This window comes from Nonomuraea sp. B5E05 (assembly GCF_039880665.1).
Lineage (GTDB): Bacteria > Actinomycetota > Actinomycetes > Streptosporangiales > Streptosporangiaceae > Nonomuraea.
In genome coordinates this window covers 73862-92898 of sequence record NZ_JBDPMJ010000004.1, presented here as the reverse complement: position 1 = coordinate 92898, position 19037 = coordinate 73862, and the positions used below count along the sequence as shown (strand labels likewise).

At 70.4% G+C, this 19037-nt stretch carries 16 protein-coding genes and 1 other RNA gene; 9 read left to right on the top strand and 8 right to left on the bottom strand.

Annotation, left to right across the window (positions count from 1 at the left end):
* Positions 1–148: 148 nt before the first annotated feature.
* Together ABGB01_RS09185 and ABGB01_RS09180 are read left to right on the top strand one after the other, a co-directional pair.
* Complete coding sequence (locus ABGB01_RS09185; RefSeq protein WP_347772285.1) at positions 149–1108, top strand: serine hydrolase; 960 nt, start codon at positions 149–151, stop codon at positions 1106–1108.
* 210 nt (positions 1109–1318) lie between these two features.
* Complete coding sequence (locus ABGB01_RS09180) at positions 1319–1792, top strand: nuclear transport factor 2 family protein (protein ID WP_347772283.1); 474 nt, start codon at positions 1319–1321, stop codon at positions 1790–1792.
* A 138-nt stretch (positions 1793–1930) separates the two neighbouring features.
* On the opposite strand, the gene rnpB is transcribed toward ABGB01_RS09180, so the two are convergent.
* From rnpB to ABGB01_RS09160, 4 genes are all read right to left on the bottom strand, one after another.
* Positions 1931–2317, bottom strand: an RNA gene (gene rnpB / locus ABGB01_RS09175) — RNase P RNA component class A.
* Positions 2318–2452: 135 nt separating this feature from the next.
* Positions 2453–3817, bottom strand: coding sequence for a bifunctional RNase H/acid phosphatase (locus tag ABGB01_RS09170; protein WP_347772281.1), 1365 nt, complete (start codon positions 3815–3817; stop codon positions 2453–2455).
* A complete protein-coding gene (locus ABGB01_RS09165; RefSeq protein WP_347772279.1) occupies positions 3814–4554 on the bottom strand; it encodes a C4-type zinc ribbon domain-containing protein in 741 nt (246 codons plus the stop codon). The genes ABGB01_RS09170 and ABGB01_RS09165 overlap by 4 nt, the downstream gene beginning before the upstream one ends.
* Before the next feature lie 2 nt (positions 4555–4556).
* Positions 4557–5357, bottom strand: a complete 801-nt coding sequence (locus ABGB01_RS09160) for a Nif3-like dinuclear metal center hexameric protein (RefSeq protein WP_347772277.1) — start codon at positions 5355–5357, stop codon at positions 4557–4559.
* 117 nt (positions 5358–5474) lie between these two features.
* On the opposite strand from ABGB01_RS09160, the gene ABGB01_RS09155 reads away from it, so the two are divergent.
* Positions 5475–6932 carry an NAD(P)/FAD-dependent oxidoreductase gene (locus ABGB01_RS09155; protein WP_347772275.1) on the top strand — a complete coding sequence of 486 codons (1458 nt, stop codon included), beginning with the start codon at positions 5475–5477 and terminating at the stop codon, positions 6930–6932.
* A gap of 78 nt (positions 6933–7010) precedes the next feature.
* Here ABGB01_RS09155 and ABGB01_RS09150 read toward each other — a convergent pair whose 3' ends face one another.
* Entirely contained in the window at positions 7011–7778 is a 768-nt protein-coding gene (locus ABGB01_RS09150; RefSeq protein ID WP_347772273.1) for a MerR family transcriptional regulator, read from the bottom strand.
* A 186-nt stretch (positions 7779–7964) separates the two neighbouring features.
* On the opposite strand from ABGB01_RS09150, the gene ABGB01_RS09145 reads away from it, so the two are divergent.
* The 5 genes from ABGB01_RS09145 to ABGB01_RS09125 all read left to right on the top strand — a co-directional run bounded on the left by ABGB01_RS09145 (position 7965) and on the right by ABGB01_RS09125 (position 13761).
* Positions 7965–8993 carry a dipeptidase gene (locus ABGB01_RS09145; protein ID WP_347772271.1) on the top strand — a complete coding sequence of 343 codons (1029 nt, stop codon included), beginning with the start codon at positions 7965–7967 and terminating at the stop codon, positions 8991–8993.
* The gene (locus ABGB01_RS09140) at positions 8990–10051 is read left to right on the top strand and encodes a M20 family metallopeptidase (protein WP_347772269.1); all 1062 of its coding nucleotides are present in this window, start codon (positions 8990–8992) and stop codon (positions 10049–10051) included. The genes ABGB01_RS09145 and ABGB01_RS09140 overlap by 4 nt, the downstream gene beginning before the upstream one ends.
* 90 nt (positions 10052–10141) lie before the next feature.
* Positions 10142–10948, top strand: coding sequence for a GNAT family N-acetyltransferase (locus ABGB01_RS09135; RefSeq protein WP_347772267.1), 807 nt, complete (start codon positions 10142–10144; stop codon positions 10946–10948).
* Positions 10949–10982: 34 nt separating this feature from the next.
* Complete coding sequence (locus ABGB01_RS09130; RefSeq protein ID WP_347772265.1) at positions 10983–12416, top strand: Nramp family divalent metal transporter; 1434 nt, start codon at positions 10983–10985, stop codon at positions 12414–12416.
* Positions 12417–12642: 226 nt separating this feature from the next.
* Positions 12643–13761, top strand: coding sequence for a C45 family peptidase (locus ABGB01_RS09125; RefSeq protein ID WP_347772263.1), 1119 nt, complete (start codon positions 12643–12645; stop codon positions 13759–13761).
* Here ABGB01_RS09125 and ABGB01_RS09120 read toward each other — a convergent pair.
* The 3 genes from ABGB01_RS09120 to ABGB01_RS09110 are packed head-to-tail and all read right to left on the bottom strand — an operon-like array spanning position 13722 to position 17433.
* Positions 13722–15230 carry an AMP-binding protein gene (locus ABGB01_RS09120; protein WP_347772261.1) on the bottom strand — a complete coding sequence of 503 codons (1509 nt, stop codon included), beginning with the start codon at positions 15228–15230 and terminating at the stop codon, positions 13722–13724. The genes ABGB01_RS09125 and ABGB01_RS09120 overlap by 40 nt on opposite strands.
* Positions 15230–16258 carry an acyl-CoA dehydrogenase family protein gene (locus ABGB01_RS09115; protein WP_347772259.1) on the bottom strand — a complete coding sequence of 343 codons (1029 nt, stop codon included), beginning with the start codon at positions 16256–16258 and terminating at the stop codon, positions 15230–15232. The genes ABGB01_RS09120 and ABGB01_RS09115 overlap by 1 nt, the downstream gene beginning before the upstream one ends.
* Positions 16255–17433: an acyl-CoA dehydrogenase family protein gene (locus ABGB01_RS09110; protein ID WP_347772257.1), complete on the bottom strand. Its 1179-nt coding sequence runs from the start codon at positions 17431–17433 to the stop codon at positions 16255–16257. Before ABGB01_RS09110 ends, ABGB01_RS09115 begins: the two co-directional genes overlap by 4 nt.
* A gap of 158 nt (positions 17434–17591) precedes the next feature.
* Between ABGB01_RS09110 and ABGB01_RS09105 the strand changes: the two genes are divergently transcribed.
* On the top strand, positions 17592–18929 hold the full coding sequence (locus ABGB01_RS09105) for a HAMP domain-containing sensor histidine kinase (protein WP_347772255.1): 1338 nt from the start codon (positions 17592–17594) through the stop codon (positions 18927–18929).
* The last annotated feature ends 108 nt before the right edge of the window (positions 18930–19037 follow it).

Below are 19037 nucleotides of genomic sequence, written 5' to 3'. Positions count from 1 at the left end.
AGGCACTGACCAAGAGGCGTGGCGGCATAGGGACCTATGGCCGGATCGCAAACGCGGTGGAAACACCCGCGCCGGAATGCTGCCTCTCATGGTTCTTCAGGCGTCCCCCTTCCCTTTGTCGTTTACGCCGGCTCTCGCGTAGACGGCCGTGCCCGCGAAGCCCGGGACGCCACCGCGCCGCCGCGTCCTCACTCTCCTGGCCGCGCTCGCCCTGCCGGCCGTGCTCACGGCGAGCGGCGTACGCGCCACGCCCGTCACCCTCACTCCCGCCTCCGTAGCCGTGGCGTCGCCGCCTGCTGAGCCGCCGCAGGGGAACCGCCAGGAGAACACCCTGGAGAGGGAACCACCGGACGGGGAACGGCCGCTGACGTCCTACCGCAAGCCGCTCACCAGGTCGCTGGACCGTTACCTGGACGGCGTCTCGGGCGAGCTCGCGGTGTCCGTACTGGATCGTCCGACCGGCCTGTCCTACTCCTACAACCGCGGGCTCCGGGCGGCCACGGCCAGCATCGTCAAGGTGGACATCGTGATCGCGCTCCTCCTCAAGGTCCAGCGCCAGGGGCGTGGCCTGACGGCCTGGGAGCGGCGCGCGGCGGCTCGGGCCATCAAGGTCAGCGACAACGCCGCGGCGTCCGCGCTCTGGTCGGCCATCGGCGGGGCGTCCGGGCTGGCCGCCGCCAACAAGAAGCTCGGCCTGCGCCACACCCGTGCCGGCCCTGGTGGCGCATGGGGTTCGACCACGACCAGCGCCGACGACCAGGTACGACTGCTCAAGGCGCTCTCGTCCGCCACCAGCCCTTTGTCCGCGAAACACCGCCGCTACGTGCTGGGTCTGATGCGGAACGTGGTGCCGGAGCAGGCTTGGGGCGTCAGCGCGGCCGACCGCGGTGAGGCCGGCGTCGCGCTGAAGAACGGCTGGCTGCCCAGGCGACGGGACGGAGGGAAGTGGACGGTCAACAGCATCGGCAGGGTGCGGGATCGCGGTCACACCTTTCTCATCGCGGTCATCTCCCGGCGTAACACCTCGATGAGGGCGGGGATCAAGGCGATCGAGCGGGTGAGCAGGCTCGTCACCCAGGCCCTCGCCAGAGCCGCCGCCCAGCGGTGACGTCACGAATCACGGTCCTTCCACCAGCCACAGGCCCCGGCCTCCGTCGTCGCCTGGTGCCGGGCACCGTACGACAGGCCCGGTGGTGGCGGACCCGCCGGCGGTCACCTCCACCCGCACGGTCCCGCCCGAACGCGTGCCGCTGCCGCCGCGGAGTAAGAGGTCCGGTCACAGCCAGCGCGTTCCCTCGGTACCCCTGACGCTGGAGTCATGAGTATCGAGAACCAGACTGACGGCGTTCCCGCGGCGGAGCGGACACAGGACGCCTGGGCGGTGATGGAGCGGTTCTACCGGGCCGAGGCCGCGTACGTCGCCGCGGGTGGCTTGGGCAAGGCCGACTACGACGAGGTCGCCGCGTACCTGGACCCTGAGGTCGTCCTGCATCAGGCTCCCGGCCTGCCTTTCACGGGAACCGGCACATGGCGAGGTCGTGACGGGATGGAGCGGTTCCTCGCCGCTTTCAGCGAGACGTGGACGTCCATGGAGTTCCTGGAGCAGGAACACTGGGGTGACAGGGACACGGTGGTGGTGCGGAACCGCGTACGGTTCCGCGCTCGTGCGACCGGTCGAGAGGTCGACACGCAGATCATGCAACTCATACGGGTGCGGAACGGGCGCATGCTCGAATGCCGGCCGTTCTACTGGGACCCGGCCGCCGTCGCCGCCGCGACCTCGCACCCGTAGAGCCCTGGGCCGAGCACGGCGCCCGGACTTCGCCGGGCGCCGCATGCTGCCCTGAAGCCTGCCTCGGCGTCCGCTTCGTGGCCTGCCGACCGCGTTTCCACGCCCCGAGGCTGTCAGCCCCTGGTCGGTGGGCTGAAAGTGACGAGCCGGCCTGTAGGCCGGGTTCTGTCCTTCGTGCGAAGGGGCGGCCATCCATCTAGGACCGCCGTTGCCGGCGGCCTCAAGCGGTCTACCCGCGCGGCTCGGGCGGACAGCCCTCGAACGTCGCGCGCGGACGCTCCGAGGAGCGCCCTTCTTGACCTTGCTCCGGGTGGGGTTTACCGAGCCGCCCACGTCACCGTGGGCGCTGGTGGTCTCTTACACCACCCTTTCACCCTTACCTCCCGTTTGACCGGGAGGCGGTCTGCTTTCTGTGGCACTTTCCCGCGGGTCACCCCGGGTCGGCGTTACCGACCACCCTGCCCTGTGGAGCCCGGACCTTCCTCGGCGGGCCCGGGGGCCCGACGCGGCCGCCCGGCCGACTCGTCCGAATGAGGTTACCAAATTTCCCGCGTTTCCGGCCCGCGGCAAGATCGTCCGCTGGAAGGAGGCTGGTCATCACCTGAGCGGCGGTGACGTGCCGTGCCGGGTGCTGGCGGCATCCGGCACGGCACGCGCTCATCAGCGCAGGTGGGAGATGTCGTTGAACGACTTCACCACGGCGGGCCCGTCCGCGTAGTAGTCGATGAGCGACAGGCAGGCCAGGTCGAGATGCATGCGGTAGAGGGACTCCAGCGGCGCCATGAGGGCGAGTCGCAGAAGCATCTTGATCGGGGTGACGTGCGAGACCGCCAGCACGGTCTTGCCTTCGTACCGCTCGATCAGGCGTTCACCCGCCGCCTGCACGCGGAGCGCGGCCGTGGCGAAGCTCTCGCCGCCGGGCGGGGCGACCGTGGGGTCGGCGAGCCAGGCGGCCAGCTCGGCGGGCCAGCGGCGCTGCACCTCGGTGAACGTGTGCCCCTCCCAGGCGCCGAAATCAGCTTCCCTGAGGTCTTCGTCCACCTCGACGTCGCGGCCGGTGCGCTGGGCGACCACCTCCGCGGTCTGCCTGGCGCGCTTGAGCGGGGAGGTGACGATCACGTCCAGCCGGTACGGCTCGCGCGACAGCCGATCGGCCGCCGCCGATGCCTGGGCCAGGCCGTTGGGTGTGAGCTCGGCGTCCCCGCGGCCCGAGAACCTGCGCTCCAGGGACATCTCGGTCTCACCGTGCCGGAGGAGGAGCAGCGAGGTCGCCACCTTGGTGGACGAGACCCAACCGGCATTCTTGCCGAGCCGCTGGGCGGTCGCGATGGAAGCAGTGGGGGCGGACATTTCGGAAATGTCGCTGACGTCGAGGAGATCCGTCTGCTTCGCCACCAACGGCGCCGAAGCCCGAGCCCGCGAGTCCGCCTGCTGTGTCGCAGCGGACGGCTCCCAAGTGCCCGGTAGGCCGGCACCGCCTGGCTCCCGCGTCCCGGCGGACGGCTGGGCCGCGCCACCCGGCTCTCCCGTGCCCAGCGCGGTGTCGCCCGGTTCCCGTGTCTCGGTGGACGGCTCCGGTGGGGTGGTGCCGCCCGCCTTCCAGGTCAGGCCCTTGGCGGCGGCGTCCATGGCCTCGTTGGCCAGGCGGTCGGCGTGTTTGTTGCGTTCGCGGGGGATCCAGGTCCACTCCGACACCCGCAGCCGCCTGGCCAGCGCCCCCGCCTCCAGGGCAAGCGGGCGCAGCCCTTCGTTCTTGATCTTCCAGCGGCCCGCCATCTGCTCGATGACCAGCTTCGAGTCCATGCGCACGGCCACCGAGGCCCCGTCGCCGGCCAGCTCCAGCGCCGCCGTGAGCCCGGCGATCAACCCGCGGTATTCGGCGACGTTGTTGGTGGCGACGCCGATCGCTTCGGCCGCCTCCGCCAGCACCTGGCCGTCGGAGGCGTCCTTGACGACCGTGCCGTAGCCCGCCGGGCCCGGGTTGCCGCGCGAGCCGCCGTCGGCCTCGACGATGTAGGACGTCACAGGCCGGACTCTGGTGTGCGGACGAGGATGCGGCGGCACTCGTCGCAGCGGAGCACCTCGTCGTGGGGGGCGGCCTTGATGTTGTTCATCTCGGCGATGGACAGGGCCACCTTGCATCCCTGGCACCGGCCACCGCGCAACATGGCGGCGCCCACGGAGTATTGGTCCTTCAGCTTCTCGTAGAGGGCCAGCAGGTCGGCGGGGATCTCGCCGGAGACGGCGGCGCGGCGGCCCTGGACCTCGGCCGCCTCCTTGTCGATCTCGCCGAGCGCGGTGTCGCGGCGGCCCTCGGCGGCCGACAGCTCGGCGGCGACCTCGTCACGCTGCCTCACCAGGTCGGTGACCTTGGTGTCGGCGGCCTCCTTGCGCTCCATGATCTCCAGCACGATCTCCTCGAGGTCGCCCTGGCGCTTCTGCAGGGAGGCGATCTCGGACTGGAGGCCGGCCAGGTCGCGCGGTGAGGAGACGGCGCCGGAGTCGAGGCGCTTCTGGTCACGCTCGGCACGCGTGCGCACGGCGTCGACGTCGGCCTCCGCCTTGGTCTGCTCGCGGGTCAGGTCGCCCGCCTCGGTCTCGGCCTCGATCACCTGGGTCGAGAGCCGGGCGTACAGTTTGGAACGCTCGTCGATCTCGGCAAGCTCGGGCAGGGTGCGGCGGCGGTGCGCCAGCCGGTCGATCACGGAGTCGAGCTCTGCCAGGTCGAGCAGTCGCTTCTGGGCCTCAGGGGCTGCTTTCATGATCAATATCCTCTTGTCCAAGCATCGGTGACCGTGGCGGAGACACGTGTTTCAACGGTAACGCCACTCGCGTGCAGGATGGACGCCGCGCTGTCGAGCCAGGGCCACTCGGTCGCCCAGTGCGCGGCGTCGATGAGCGCGGGGCCGCCCGCCTCCATGAACTCGCTGGCCGGATGGTGGCGTAGGTCCGCCGTGAGGAACACGTCGACGCCCGCGGCCCTCGCCGCGCCGAGGAGGGAGTCGCCCGCTCCCCCGCTGACCGCCACGCGCGTGACGCGGCGCGACGGATCGCCCGCCACGCGGATCCCCCACGACGTGCGCGGCAGCCCTTTGGCCGCCCGCGCCGCGAACTCCTCCAGCGTCGTCTCCTCCGCCGTCTCGCCGATGCGGCCCAGCCCGCGCCAGGGGTCGTCGGGGAACGGCTGGAGCGGCACCAGGTCGCCGGTGAGCCCGACGGCTCTGGCCAGAGCGTCGGACACGCCGGGGTTGGCGACGTCGGCGTTGGTGTGCGCGGTGTAGAGGGCGATGTCGTTCTTGATCAGGGTGTGGATCAGGCGGCCCTTCGGCGTGGTCGTGGCCACGCTGGTGGTGCCGCGCAGGTAGAGCGGGTGGTGGGTGACGATCAGGTCGGCCTGCCACTCCAGGGCCTCCTCGGCCACGGCGGCGACGGGATCGACCGCGAGCAGCACCCGCCGCACCGGCTGGGCCGGGTCGCCGCTGACCAGCCCCACCGCGTCCCAGGATTCGGCTCGGGCGGGCGGGTAGGCCGCCTCGAGCACCTCGATCACGTTCGTCAACGTCACAGCAGCCACCTGCGCAGACTACCGGTGAACGGCGGGGTGGCGGCGCACGTGACAAGGGCTGTTGCGGGAACGCGGGCCGGGCGTAATGTAAGTGAATCCTGACCTGCGGAGGACGGCATGGCACCCAGCGTCGCGATCATAGGGGCGGGCTTCGGCGGACTGTGCATGGCCATCCAGCTCGAACGGGCCGGCATCCGCACCTACACGATCTTCGAGAAGGCCGCCGGCCTGGGCGGCACCTGGCGGGACAACACCTATCCGGGCGCGGGCTGCGACATCCCCTCGCACCTGTACTCGTACTCGTTCGAGAAGTACGCGAGCTGGACCCGCCGCTACCCCGAACAACCCGAAATCCTCGCCTATTTAGAACATTGCGCCGATAAATACGACGTCAGGCGAAAAATCCGCTTCAACAGCGAGGTCCGCCGAGCCGTCTTCGACGACGCGACATGGCAGGTCACCACGGCCCGCCCGGAGGGCGGCGACGAGCACACCGAGGCGTTCGACGTGGTCGTCATCAGCGTCGGCCAGCTCAACCGCCCGCGATTGCCCGGCCTTCCCGGCATGGCGGATTTCGAGGGTGTCTCCTTCCACTCCGCCCGCTGGAACCACGACCACGAGCTCACCGGCCGGCGGGTCGCGGTCATCGGCAACGGCTCGTCGGCCGCCCAGCTCATCCCGCGCGTGGCCGAACAGGCCGAGCACCTCGACGTCTTCCAGCGCACGCCCAACTGGGTGATCCCCAAGCCGGACGCCGCGTTCGGCCCTCCTGCCCGGCTGGCCTTCCGCCTGGTCCCCGGCCTGCAGCGGGCCTACCGCGAGTGGATCTACCGCTACGCCGAGGCCACCCTCTACCCCGCGCTCGCCCAGGGCTGGAGCGCCGACCTGCTCAGGAAACGGGCGCTGCGCCACCTGCGCGACCAGGTGCCCGACCCGGCGCTGCGGGCCAAGCTGACCCCCGCCTACCCTCCCGGCTGCAAGCGGGTGATCATCGACAGCTCCTTCTATCCGGCGCTCACCAGGCCGAACGTCGACGTGGTGACGGACACGATCGTCCGGATCACACCGAAGGGCGTCGAGACCGCCGAGGGCCTGCGCGAGGCCGACACCATCGTCTACGCCACCGGCTTCAGAAGCACCGAGTTTCTCGCGCCGATGGAGATCAGCGGGCGCGGCGGGCGTTCGCTGAAGGAGCAGTGGAAGGACGGCGCCGAAGCCTATCTGGGCATCTCCGTACCGAACTTCCCGAACATGTTCCTCCTGTACGGCCCCAACACCAATCTCGGGCACAACTCCATCGTCTTCATGCTCGAATGCCAGGTGGAGCACATCATGGCCTGCCTGGAGCACCTCTCGCTGAACGGCCCGATCGAGGTGCGGCCCGAGGCGATGGCCGCGTGGCGCCGGCGGCTCGACGCGGCCATGGAGCGGATGGTGTGGGGCGGCGGCTGCCAGAGCTGGTACAAAACCGCCGAAGGCCGCGTCACGAACAACTGGCCCGGCCCCACAACGCTCTACCGCAGGCTGACGGCCAGAGCGCCGACCCCCGCCTACCGGCCCGCCGGATCGCCCTAGGGCCACGCACCGTCACTGGCCTGCGCCTGGCCGGCCAGGTGCGGGCCCTCTTGCCGCCGAGGAATCGTGCTTACACGTTCAGCTCAGCCGGGCGTGCGCGTAGGCGATCATGGCGTCGCGCATGTACGCGGCCAGGCCTTCGGCGACCTGCTCGTAGTTCGTCCGGAACTGCTCCTCCTGAGCCTGCATCCGGGCGAGATGGAGGTACTGCGCCTTGGTCGGCGCCCAGGACTCGTTCAGATGCCGATAGTGGAGGTCGAGCTCGGCGAAGACCTGCGGGGCGTCGACGGGGGCGCCGGCGAGCATGTGCTCGGCCATCCGTATCATCCCCGCGGTCGCCTCCCGCTGCATCTGCTCCAGCTCCTGTGGAGTGCGACCGGCCAGGACCTCCTGCTGCCCGCTCTGGCTCCAGTGCTCCTGCCACCGCTCGCGGGCGCCGGCCTCGTAGCGTGCGCTGTCGAATCCCTCGAACAGGTTCTCCGGTCTGCTGATCTTGGACATGGTCGTCTTCCCTTCGTTCTGCTGCAGTTCGGCGATGGTGCGCTCCACCATGCGGGCGACCTCGTTCAGCCGGTCACGCTCCGTCAGCAGACGCTGGTGGTGCTCACGCAGCGCTGCGACGGGGTCGGTGTGCCGCTCGACGATCTCCTTGATCTCCGGCAGGCCGAGGCCCAGCTCACGCAGCACCAGGACCTGCTGCAAGCGCAGCAGCTGGCTCTCCTCGTAGTAGCGGTAGCCGTTCCCACCGACGTGTGCGGGCGGCAGCAGCCCGATCTCGTCGTAGTGGCGCAGTGTCCGGGACGTCACTCCCGACATCCGGGCCACCTGTGCGATCGACCATGCCATGACCGGCCCACCCGTCCTCACCCATCGCCGAGCCGGTGCTTTCCGGCTCGTTCACCACCGTAGAAGTTGACGTAACGAGAAGGTCAAGAAGCGGGTCTTCGCATGATGGTGACGTACGAACGATGAGCTCGCCGTTCGGGCATTGGCACATTGGAGCGGCCCTGATCGCACGATAGCGTCCGGAATATGACGTCTTCCCTGCACCAGCGCGCTGTCGTGGCCGACACGCACAATGACCTGCTCATGGCCGTCACGGCCCGCCCGCCCGAGCAGTGGGCGGCCTTCTTCCGCGAGCGGTGGCTGCCGCAGCTGATCGAGGGCGGCGTCAACCTGCAGATCCTGCCGGTCTTCATCGAGGACGACTACCGTCCTGAGGGCGCGCTGCGCCAGACGCTGCGGATGATCGAGTGTGCACACGTGCTGGCCGAGGGCAACCAGCAGCATGTACGGATATGTCGTGACGCTGCCGAGATCGACCGGGCGCTCGACGACGGCAAGATCGCCCTCGTGCTCGCGCTGGAGAGCATGCCCGGCCTGGACGCCGACATCGAGCTGATCTCGACCATGCACCGCCTGGGCGTGCGGGTGGCCTCGATCGCGCACTTCGGCCGCACGCCCCTGGCCGACGGCAGCGGCGAGGACGCCACCGGCAGCGGGCTGACCTCCCACGGCGTCGCCGCCCTGCGCGAGATGGAGCGGCTCGGCATGGTCTTCGACGTCTCCCATCTCGGGGCCTCCGGCGTCGCGCACGTGCTGGAGCTGGCCACGAAGCCCCTGCTCGCCACCCATTCCTCCGCCCGCGCCCTGCGCGACCATCACCGCAACCTCACCGACGACCAGCTCCGCGCCGTGGCCGCCACCGGCGGCGTGATCTGCGTCAACTTCTTCGCGCCCTTCCTGGCGGAACGCCCCGGGGACATGACGCTCGACCGCCTCCTCGACCACATCGAGCACATCGCGGCGGTCGCCGGCGTCGACCACGTCGGCCTCGGCCCCGACTTCATCCACGAGGTCATGTCCGACCTGACGCGGCCGTGCTGCGAGGGCCTCAACTACCGCGGCGTCGACCCCAAGTCCGCCATCCCCGGCCTGGAAGGGCCGTCGGGGTTGCCCATGGTCACCGAGGGCCTGCTCGCCCGCGGCCTGCCGGAGAAGGACGTCATGAAGATCATCGGTGGCAACGTACACCGATTCCTCGGGGAGCTGCTGGCATGATCGCGGACCTCGAGGAGCTCGTCCTGTGCGAGTCGTTCTCCAGCGACCTGGCCGCCGTCGCCCGCAGCGCCGAGGTCGTGGCCGCCATGGGGACCCGCCACCTCGGCGCCGAGCCGGAGTTCCTGGTGATCGACGGCGTCACACACCTGCGCTGGACGTTCGGCACCCCCAAGGTGCTGCTCCTGGGCCACCACGACACCGTCTGGCCCACCGGCTCGCTCGCCACCCACCCGTGGTCGGTGGTGGACGGCGTGGCACGCGGGCCCGGGGTGTTCGACATGAAGGCGGGGCTGGTGCAGACGTTCCACGCGCTGGCCGGGCTCGCCTCGCTCGACGGCGTCACGCTGCTGGTCACCGGAGACGAGGAGGTCGGCTCGCTCACCTCGTCCCGGCTGATCGAGGACACCGCGCGCGGCCTGGCCGCCACCTTTGTCATGGAGGCCGGCGCCGACGGCGGGGCGCTGAAGACCGCCCGTAAGGGCACCTCACTCTACACCGTGCACGTGCACGGCAGGGCGGCGCACGCCGGGCTGGAGCCGGAGAAGGGGGCGAACGCCGGGATCGAGCTCGCCCACCAGATCCTGGCCGTCGCCGGTCTGGGCGCGGGCGCCACCACGGTCACGCCGACGGTGCTGTCGGGCGGCACGTCACTCAACACCGTCCCGGCGCAGGCCTCCGTCGGGGTGGACGTACGGGTGGCCGAGGTCGCCGAGCAGGAGCGGGTCGACGCCGCCGTGCGCGCGCTCACGCCGGTCGTGCCTGGCACCCGCCTGGAGATCCTCGGCGGACCCAACCGGCCACCGCTTGAAAGCACGATGTCGGCCTCGCTCTACGCGCTGGCCCAGAAGCTGGCGGCGGACCTCGGGGTGGGCCCGCTGAGCTCGGCGTCGGTGGGCGGCGCCTCCGACGGCAACTTCACGGCGGGAGTGGGCTGTCCCACGCTCGACGGGCTGGGCGCGGTGGGCGGCGGGGCGCACGCCGACCACGAGCACGTCGTCGTCGCCGAGATGCCCCGGCGTGCCGCGCTGCTGCGGGCGCTGATCGAGGCGGTCCGCTAGCCCGCGGCCCTGCCAGGAGCTCGACGCCTCGGCGCGTGGCGACGGACCCCCGCTTGCCGCGGTGCGGGGGCGTCGTGGCTGAATGGGGAGGTGACCGGACACGGCGAAGCGAGGACCGGCGTGGTGATCAGGGAGCTGCGCGAGGTCCCGGAGTTCGAGCAGGTCTACGCGCTCTTCGAGGGCATCTGGCACCCCGGGCCGCGTAACGTGCCCATGACCGTGGAGCTGATGATCGGCTTCGCGCACACCGGCAACTACGTGGCCGGGGCGTTCGAGGGAGAGCGGCTGGTGGGCGCCTCCGTGGGGTTCCGCGGCGGCGGACGGTCGCTGCACTCGCACGTGACCGGCGCCGCCGTGACGGGCCGGGGCATCGGATACGCGCTCAAGACCCACCAGCGGGAATGGTGCAGGAAGAACGGCCTCGACACGATCACCTGGACGTTCGATCCGCTCGTACGGCGAAATGCGCGCTTCAACCTGATCAAGCTAGGCGCGCTGCCCGAAAAGTACTTGCCTGACTTTTACGGAAAAATGGCCGACGCCATCAACGAGGGGGACGCCTCCGACCGCGTGCTGGCCGTCTGGCGCATACGGGAATCCGTCATCGCCTCCCCCGTGCCCGGTGTCGCGAACCTCCCCGTGCTGCTGGAGGCGGGCGATGACGGGTGGCCCGTCGCCAGGAAGGCCGAGGGGGACGTCGTTCTGGTCGGCACACCACCCGACATCGAACGGTTGCGACGGGAGGATCCGGCGGCGGCGCGGGCCTGGCGGGCGGCCATGCGCGAGGTGCTCGGCGGGCTGATGGAGGCCGGCGGGCATGTCGTGACATTGACTAATCATGGAGAGTACGTGGTAACGGTTCGCCGGCTATTCCACCGGGGTTTCGCCGCTCTGTAATGTGTCGGGTAAGCACGCCGAAAAGGAGATCCGCATGGCGGAATTCACCCCCACCGTTCCTGCGCGAGTCCTACCCCCCGTCACCGTCCGCGACCTGCCCGAGCCTCCCCGAGCGACCTGGCGTTTCATCGGCCCGGGACTCGTCGGCGCCGGAGTCGGGCTGGCGTCGGGGGAGTTCATCCTCTGGCCGTACATCGCCTCCCAGGTCGGGCTCGTCTTCATCTGGGGAGCGGCCATCGGGATCATCACGCAGTGGTTCCTGAACATGGAGATCGAGCGCTACACCCTGGCCACCGGCGAGACCGCGCTGACCGGATTCAGCCGGATGTGGAAACACTGGGGCCTGGTCTTCGTGCTGATGACGCTCGCCTCGAACCTCTGGCCGGGCTGGGTCACCACGTCCGCGACCATGGTGACCTACCTGACCGGAGCCGGCGAGGGCGCCGTACGCTGGATCGCCATCGGCATGCTGCTCCTGATCGCCTTCTCACTGACGCTGGCCCCGGTGATCTACATCGCGCTCGAACGCGTGATCTTCGTGAAGGTCGCCCTGGTGGCGATCCTGATCGTGGTGGCGATCGTGGTCGCGATCACCGCCGACAGCTGGCTGCAGCTGGGCAAAGGCCTGACCGTCGGCGCCCAGTTCCCGGTGCCGCCACTCGACTTCGCCGTCCTGATGGGCGCCATCGCCTACGCCGGCGCGGGCGGCGGCCAGAACCTGTGCCAGAGCAACTGGATCCGCGACAAGGGCTTCGGCATGGGCCTCTACGTGCCCCGCCTGGTCAGCCCCGTCACCGGGCACGAGGAGGCGGCCGCGTCGACGGGCTTCCAGTTCGCGCCCACCAAGGAGAACCTCGCGCGGTGGCAGCGGTGGTGGCGTTTCGCCAACCTCGAGCAGGCTTGGACGTTCGGCCTGGTGACGTTCGTGACGATCGCGCTCATGTCGATGCTGGCCTACTCCACCGTCTTCGGGCGGTCGGGCCTGGAGAACAGCATCGAGTTCCTGCGCGTCGAGGGGCAGGTGCTGCAGGAGACCGTGGGCACCTGGTTCGGCGTGCTGTTCTGGGTGATCGGGGCGCTGGCCCTGTTCGCGGCGGCGATGGGGATCGTCGACTACACCTCGCGCCTGGCGTCCGACACGCTCAAGACCGTCTACCTGAGCAGGTCGTCCATCTCGGAGAGCAAGGTCTACTTCGCCACCGTGTGGGCCATCGCGCTGATCGGCACCGGCATCCTCCTTCTGGGCTTCGACCAGCCGCTCATTCTGCTGGTGTTCTCGGCCTGCTTCGCCGCCGTGATGATGTTCGTGTACTCCATCCTGCTGATCGTGCTCAACCGGCGGGCGCTGCCCAGCGCCATCAAGGTCCGCTCCTACCGGCTCGGGGCGCTGATCTGGTCGGTCGCCTTCTTCGGGACGCTGACCGTGCTGGTCGTCATCCAGCAGGCGCAGAAGATCTTCGGCGGCTAGCGAAATTCAGGGGCCTGTCCCTGCTCCAGGCCCCCACAAGGAGTGGTCGGGCCCCGAGTTGTCAGCCCGGCTCGGGGTCTCGACCGCAACGGTGGACTTCGAGGTGCTCGACCCGCCCGAGCTGGGCGAGCAGGTGCTGCGGTTGTCCGAGCGCTACGGGCGGGCCGTCAGCGGTCGGTAAGGTCGCGGTCAGCGGGCCGTCAGAAGGCGCGGCGAGGCTGCCGTCATGAAGAACTTGACGCAGGTCGCGGGCGGCGCCGGCGACTTCCAGCTGGTCCGCCACCTCACACTCACAGGCAGCCAGTTCGAGATGGGTAGGGCCCTCACCGAGGAGGCCCGCAGGCTCGGCTGGTCCCCCACGCCGGCCGCGCCGGAGGTCAACCGGGCCCGCAGGATCTGGTTCGAGCGGCACTGGCCGCAGCACAACGCCCGCATGGACGGCGCCGCGGCCGCCCTCGGCCTCGACCCCGACCAGGACGAGCTGGCCCTCGACGGCCTCGACGTGGTCCCCGCGGGCTCCGGCTGCTCGGCCCTGTGGGTACCGCCGCAGGCATCCACCGACGGTCACGGCCGGGTGGGCCGCAACTACGACTTCTTCCGCCTCACCACCAGCGAGGTCATGGGCTCGGCGCCGGAGCCCGGCGAGCTGCCCATGGCCTCGCGCCCCTACGTGATCACCACGATCCCCGACGAAGGGCTGTCCTCGACCGTCATCACCATGTCGGACCTCGACGGCTGCATGGACGCCATCAATTCGGCGGGGCTCGCGGTCATGCTGCTGATCGCCGACTTCGAGAGCGCCGAGCCGCCGGAGCACGTCTCGCCGCAGGTCGGGGTGGGCAGCGTGCAGCTGCCCCGGTTCCTGGTCGACACCTGCGAGAACGCCGACCAGGCCAAGCAGGCGCTGCTGCTGGCCAAGCAGTACGACCACGGCACGCCCCTGCACTACCTGGTGGCCGACGCCCACGGGCAGGCGTTCGTGTGGGAGCGGGGCCTGGACGGCAGGGAGCACATCATCGAGTTCGGCGACGGGCCGCTCTGCGTCACCAACCACCTGCTGCACCGCAACCCCGACCCGATGAACCTGCCCGGCGACACCGAGGCCAGCTTCGGCACGTACGAGCGGCTGCGCACGTTGTACGAGCGCAGCAAGGGCGTCACCCTGTCACCGCAGGATCTGCGCGACAGCCTGCGGGCGGTCCGGCCGGCCGAGGATCCGGCCGTGCCGTTCCGCACGTTGTGGAGCACCGTCTTCGACACCGCGGACCGGACGTTGTCGACCCGCTTCTATCTGGGCGACGGCCGCTATTCGGAGGAGCTGGTGTTCCCCGCCGCGGCGAGGTAGGCCTCGCGCACCTTAGACCGCGACAACTTCCCCGTGGGAGTGCGCGGCAGCTCGGAACGGTATTCGATCACCTTCGGATGCTTGAACCTGGCGATGCGCGGCCCGCAGTGCGCCAGCAGCTCGGCGGTGAGCCCGGGGCCGGGCGTGGCCCCGTCGGACGGCTGGACCAGGGCCACCACGCTGTGACCCCACTCCTCGTCGGGCACCCCGATGACGGCCACGTCGGCCACCGCCGGATGGTCGAGCAGGGCGGCCTCGATCTCGGCGGGGTAGATGTTCACCCCGCCGGAGACGATCAGGTCGGTACGCCGGTCGCACAGGAACAGGTAGCCGTCGTCGTCCATGAACCCGATGTCGCCCGGCGCGTACCACTCCCCCAGCATGCTGGCGGCCGTCTTCGCCGGGTCCTTGCGGTATTCGAAGGAGCCCATGGCGGACTTGACGTAGACCAGGCCCGGCTCGCCCGGCGGCAGCTCCACGCCCTTGTCGTCGAAGATCTTGGCTTCGAACGTGGGCGCGGGCCTGCCCACGGTGCCCGGCCTGGCGAGCCAGTCGTGCGGTTTGACGGAGAAGGCGATCGTGGACTCCGTGGAGCCGTAGTACTCGTAGAGCACCGGCCCCCACCAGTCCATGATCTGCTGCTTGACCGCGACGGGGCAGGCGGCGGCGGTGTGGATGACCTGGCGCAGGCTCGACAGGTCATAGCGGCCCCTGACCTCCTCGGGCAGGCGCAGCATGCGGTGGAACATGGTCGGCACCATCATCGCGTTGGAGACCCGGTGCCGGTCGATGAGCTCGAGGATGACCTCGGGGTCGAACTTGGGCGCGATCACCAGGGTGTGCCCGAGGTGCAGCGCGAACTGCGTGTGCGCGCACGGCGCGGAGTGGTACATCGGCGAGGTCACCAGATGCGTCTCCGCGCCCGGCCGGAGGTCGACGACCTCGCCAAGGAACCACACGTACAACGGCACGATGGCCTCCGGCTCGGCGCCGGGCAGCGGCCGCTGCACGCCCTTGGGGACGCCGGTGGTGCCGGACGTGTACCACATCACCGCCCCGGCGGTCCGCTCCGCGGGCGCGCCGGCCGGCTGCCCTTCGGCCAGCCCCGCCGTGCCGATCTCCCCTCCGGGCACGGCGTGCGCGGGCCCGGTGACGACCATCTTGGCGTCGCAGTCGGCCAGGATGTACGCCACCTCGGACGCGGTCAGATGCCAGTTGATCGGCACGTAGTAGAGCCCGATCTGCCAGGTGGCCATGACCATGACGACCTGGTCGATCCCGTTGGGCAGCACGCCCGCGACCACGTCGCCGGTGCGCAGGCCGCGGGCCCGCAGCCCGTGGGACATCTGGTTGACGAGGGCGAGCAGCTCGCCGTACGACGTGCGGGCGCCGTCGGCGTCGATCAGCGCAAGGCGGCCGGGGTCGGCGGCGGCGATGGTGTAGAAGCCGGGCATCGTGCTGACGTCCATCACAACTCCAGCAGTGCGGCGAGGCGGGCACGGTGTATGCGCGGGGGGCCCAGCAGCACTTCGTCCGCCTTGGCCCGCTTGTAGAACAGGTGGGCGTCGTGCTCCCAGGTGTAGCCGATGCCGCCGTGCAGCAGCAGGTGGTCTCGGGCCACCTCGAAGCAGGCGCGGCCGACGTACGCCTGGGCGAGGGCGGCGGCCTCCGGCAGCTCGTCCGGCGACTCGTCGGCCGCCCAGGCGGCGTAGCGGACGATGGACTCGGCCTGTTCGAGCTTGCCGTGCATGTCGGCGAGCTTGTGCTTGACCCCTTGGTAGGAGCCGATGTAGCGGCCGAAGGCGACGCGGACCTTGGCGTAGGCGACGATGGTGTCCAGCGCGGCCCGCATCACGCCCAGCTGCTCGGCCGCCAGCGCCACGCACAGCAGATCGCCGATGTCCGGGCGCGGCCCCAGCACCCGCGCCGGCGCGCCGTCCAGCTCCACACGGGCCTGGCCGCGGGTGAGGTCGAGCGTCTCCAGCGGGGTCCTGGTCACGCCCGGCCCCGCCAGGTCGACGGCGACGAGGACCACGCCCTCTCCGCCCTGCGCGGGCGCCACCAGCACGCCGGCCTCCATGCCGCTGAGCACCTGCGCCAGCGTGCCGCGCACCGCCGAGCCGTCGTAGGTCAGGACGGCCTCGCCGGCCGGCTCGGCGAGCGCCGCCAGGACGCGGCCCTCGGCGATGCCGGTCAGCAGCTCCTTGTCGGGCACCCGGGCCAGCGCGACGGTGGTGAAGGCCGTGGCCAGGAACGGTCCCGGCAGCAGGGCGGCGCCCGTCTCCTCCAGGACGACGGCCAGCTCGGTCATGCCGGCGCCCGCGCCGCCGTACTCCTCGGGGACGATCAGCCCGGACAGGCCGAGCTCGCCGTTGAGCCGGGCGTACACCTGCGGGTCGTAACCCTCGCGGACCTTGGGCAGGGGGGACGCGGCGCGCAGGAAGGCGCGTACGGCCTCGCGCAACTGCTGTTGTTCCTCGCTGAGTACGAGCTTCACGCCTGGGTCCCCACCTTCAGATCCTTGAACGGCACGGTCTTGTCCACGCGGGGTTCGGGCGGCAGGCCGAGCACGCGCTCGCCGACGATGTTGCGCATGATCTCGTTCGTGCCGCCGCCCAGCGCCATGCCCGGGGCCATCGAGATCGCCTGCGCCAGCGGGTGGCCGGCCAGCGCGGCCTCGGGGCCGACCAGCTGCGTGGCGAGGTCGGCCTGGAACATCGTCAGCTCGGCGAGCAGCAGCTTGGCCGCGCTGCCCCGCGCTCCGGGGAAGACGCCGGCCCTGGTCTCCTGGGCCAGCCGCTGGTTGAACAGAGCCAGCGCGCGGGTGCGGATGTGCAGCTCGACGAGCTGGTCGCGGACCAGCGGGTCGCCGGTGTCGACGGCCCGGCGCAGCGCCTCGACCGAGGCGGGGTGGTCGCGCCGGCCGCCCATGCCGACGCCCGCCGAGATCGACAGCCGCTCGTGCAGCAGCGTCGTGACGGCCACGCTCCAGCCGTCGTTGACCTCGCCCACGCGGTGCTCGTCGGGAATCGTCACGTCGTCGAAGAAGATCTCGTTGAAGTTGGCCCTGCCCGACATGTCCTTCAGCGGCCTGACCGTCACGCCCGGGTGGTGCATGTCGACCACGAACATGGTCAGCCCTCGGTGCTTGGGCACGTCGACGTCGGTGCGGGCCAGCAACAGGCCCCAGTCGGCGTGGTGGGCGACCGAGGTCCAGACCTTCTGCCCGTTGACGATCCACTGGTCGCCGTCACGCACCGCCCTGGTCTGCAGGCTGGCCACGTCGCTGCCGGCGCCGGGCTCGGAGAAGAGCTGGCACCAGATCTCCTCGCCGCGCAGCAAGGGCCGGACGAAGCGCTCCCGCTGCGCGTCGGTGCCCCGGTCGACCAGGGTCGGGCCGGTCATGCCGAGGCCGATCGAGAAGACGTAGGTGGGGAGGGCGTAGTCGCGCGCCTCCTCGGCGAACGCGCGCTCCTCCGCCTGGGTCAGCCCCTGGCCGCCCCACCGCCGCGGCCAGGTGATGCCGGAGTAGCCGGCGTCGTGAAGCCTGGCCATGAAGTCCTTGGCCCGGGTGACCGCGTCCGTTTCCTGAGAGTCGTCCTGCGCGTCGTCGCGGGGGGCGTTCTCCTGCAGCCACGCCCTGGCGGCACGCCGGTAGTCAGCGAGGTTCACATCGACTCCTTGGCATCAGTGTTCACTTACTCTAGCCAGGGCCGCGGAGCCCGTACAGAGCAATGCTCTGGACGTCCGCACCTCGAATCAAAGGCGGAATCTCCGTAAATTAGAGTACGAGGCACTTGGTGTGATCACCTGGTTACGGGGGGATAGGTGTGATCGCACGGCTGGGCCGTTCTCTTCGCGCGCGGCTGGCACTGTTCGCGAGTGTCGCCATGGCCCTGCTCTGCCTCACCACGAGCTCCGCGCTGCTGTGGATGATCTACAACACGACCGTCGACATCCACACGCAGGACGCGGCAGGCACCACCCTGACGGTGGCCCACCTGGTCAAGGAATCCGAGCTGCCACTGCTCGGCAATCTCGACGTGCGAGGCGTCCAGGTCGTCGACCCGCAAGGACGCGTGGTGTCCGCCACGACCGATCTGGCGGGCGTGCCGCGGCTGACCACCACGGCACCTCCGCCGGACACCACCAACCGTGTCGTCCACACCTGCGACCTGGCCTATCTCTCCGGCGGCTGCCACATCGTGGCGATCCACCGCGTGTACCTGCCGGACGGCGACTGGCTCGTCTACGCCTTCCGCCCCCGGCCACCCTGGTACGCCACGCCCGGCACGATCGCCTTCCTCGTCCTCTCCTCCGCGGCTCTGGTCGTACTGACCTGGTACGGCGTCTCGCACGTGGTGGCCAAGACGCTCGCGCCCGTCAACCGCATCACGGGCAAGCTGGCCGAGATCACCGCCGGCGGCGGGGGGATGCGCGTGCCCGTGCCCGAGAACGCCGACGAGATCCGGGCGCTCGCGGAGACCGCGAACGCCACGCTCGCGCAGCTTGAGGACTCGATGGAGCAGCAGCGCAGGTTCGCCTCCGACGCCTCGCACGATCTGCGCAGCCCGATCACGGCGATGCGCACCGAGGTCGAGGAGGCCCTGCTCGCCCCCGGCGAGTCCGACTGGCAGGAGGTCGGCGGCAAGCTGCTCACCAGCCTCGACCGGCTGCAGAACATCGTCACCGACCTGCTCACACTGGCCAAGCTCGACGCGGGCGCCCCCGCCCGGCTCGGCCCGGTCGACCTGAGCGAGCTGGTCACCGCCGAGGTCGCCAGGCCGCGCACGAAGGACGTCCGGATCTCGGTGCAACCCGGCGTGGTCGTGACGGGCGACCGGCTGAGGCTGGCCCGCCTGCTGACCAACCTGCTGGACAACGCCGAGCGGCACGCGGAGCGTACGGTCGCCGTGATCGTGCGCCGCGACGGCGAGGCCGTGCTGGAGGTGCTCGATGACGGCGCGGGCATCGCGCCCGAGCACCGCGAGGTGGTCTTCAGGCGCTTCACCCGGCTGGACGCCTCCCGCAGCCGTGACGCGGGCGGGACCGGGCTCGGCCTGCCGATCGCCCGCGAGATCGCGCGCACGCACGGCGGCACGCTGAGGATCGAGGATTCCCACGCCGGTGCCCGATTCGTCCTGCGGATGCCGGTAAGGGAGGAGTAAAGGTTGGTAGCAATGGTTTTCGACCCCCTGCCGCGAACGCCCGGAGATCGACCAGTACCATGATCACCGCGAGATGGCGAAACAGGCGGCGCGCCCAGTTTGTCCAAT

What these genes read in the sequence shown, in the direction of transcription:
- ABGB01_RS09180 (WP_347772283.1), top strand. Translation starts at nt 1,319, where the DNA reads ATGAGTATCGAGAACCAGACTGACGGCGTTCCCGCGGCGGAGCGGACA.
- ABGB01_RS09165 (WP_347772279.1), bottom strand. Translation starts at nt 4,554, where the DNA reads ATGAAAGCAGCCCCTGAGGCCCAGAAGCGACTGCTCGACCTGGCAGAG.
- ABGB01_RS09155 (WP_347772275.1), top strand. Translation starts at nt 5,475, where the DNA reads ATGGCACCCAGCGTCGCGATCATAGGGGCGGGCTTCGGCGGACTGTGC.
- ABGB01_RS09150 (WP_347772273.1), bottom strand. Translation starts at nt 7,778, where the DNA reads ATGGCATGGTCGATCGCACAGGTGGCCCGGATGTCGGGAGTGACGTCC.
- ABGB01_RS09145 (WP_347772271.1), top strand. Translation starts at nt 7,965, where the DNA reads ATGACGTCTTCCCTGCACCAGCGCGCTGTCGTGGCCGACACGCACAAT.
- ABGB01_RS09140 (WP_347772269.1), top strand. Translation starts at nt 8,990, where the DNA reads ATGATCGCGGACCTCGAGGAGCTCGTCCTGTGCGAGTCGTTCTCCAGC.
- ABGB01_RS09130 (WP_347772265.1), top strand. Translation starts at nt 10,983, where the DNA reads ATGGCGGAATTCACCCCCACCGTTCCTGCGCGAGTCCTACCCCCCGTC.
- ABGB01_RS09125 (WP_347772263.1), top strand. Translation starts at nt 12,643, where the DNA reads ATGAAGAACTTGACGCAGGTCGCGGGCGGCGCCGGCGACTTCCAGCTG.
- ABGB01_RS09120 (WP_347772261.1), bottom strand. Translation starts at nt 15,230, where the DNA reads ATGGACGTCAGCACGATGCCCGGCTTCTACACCATCGCCGCCGCCGAC.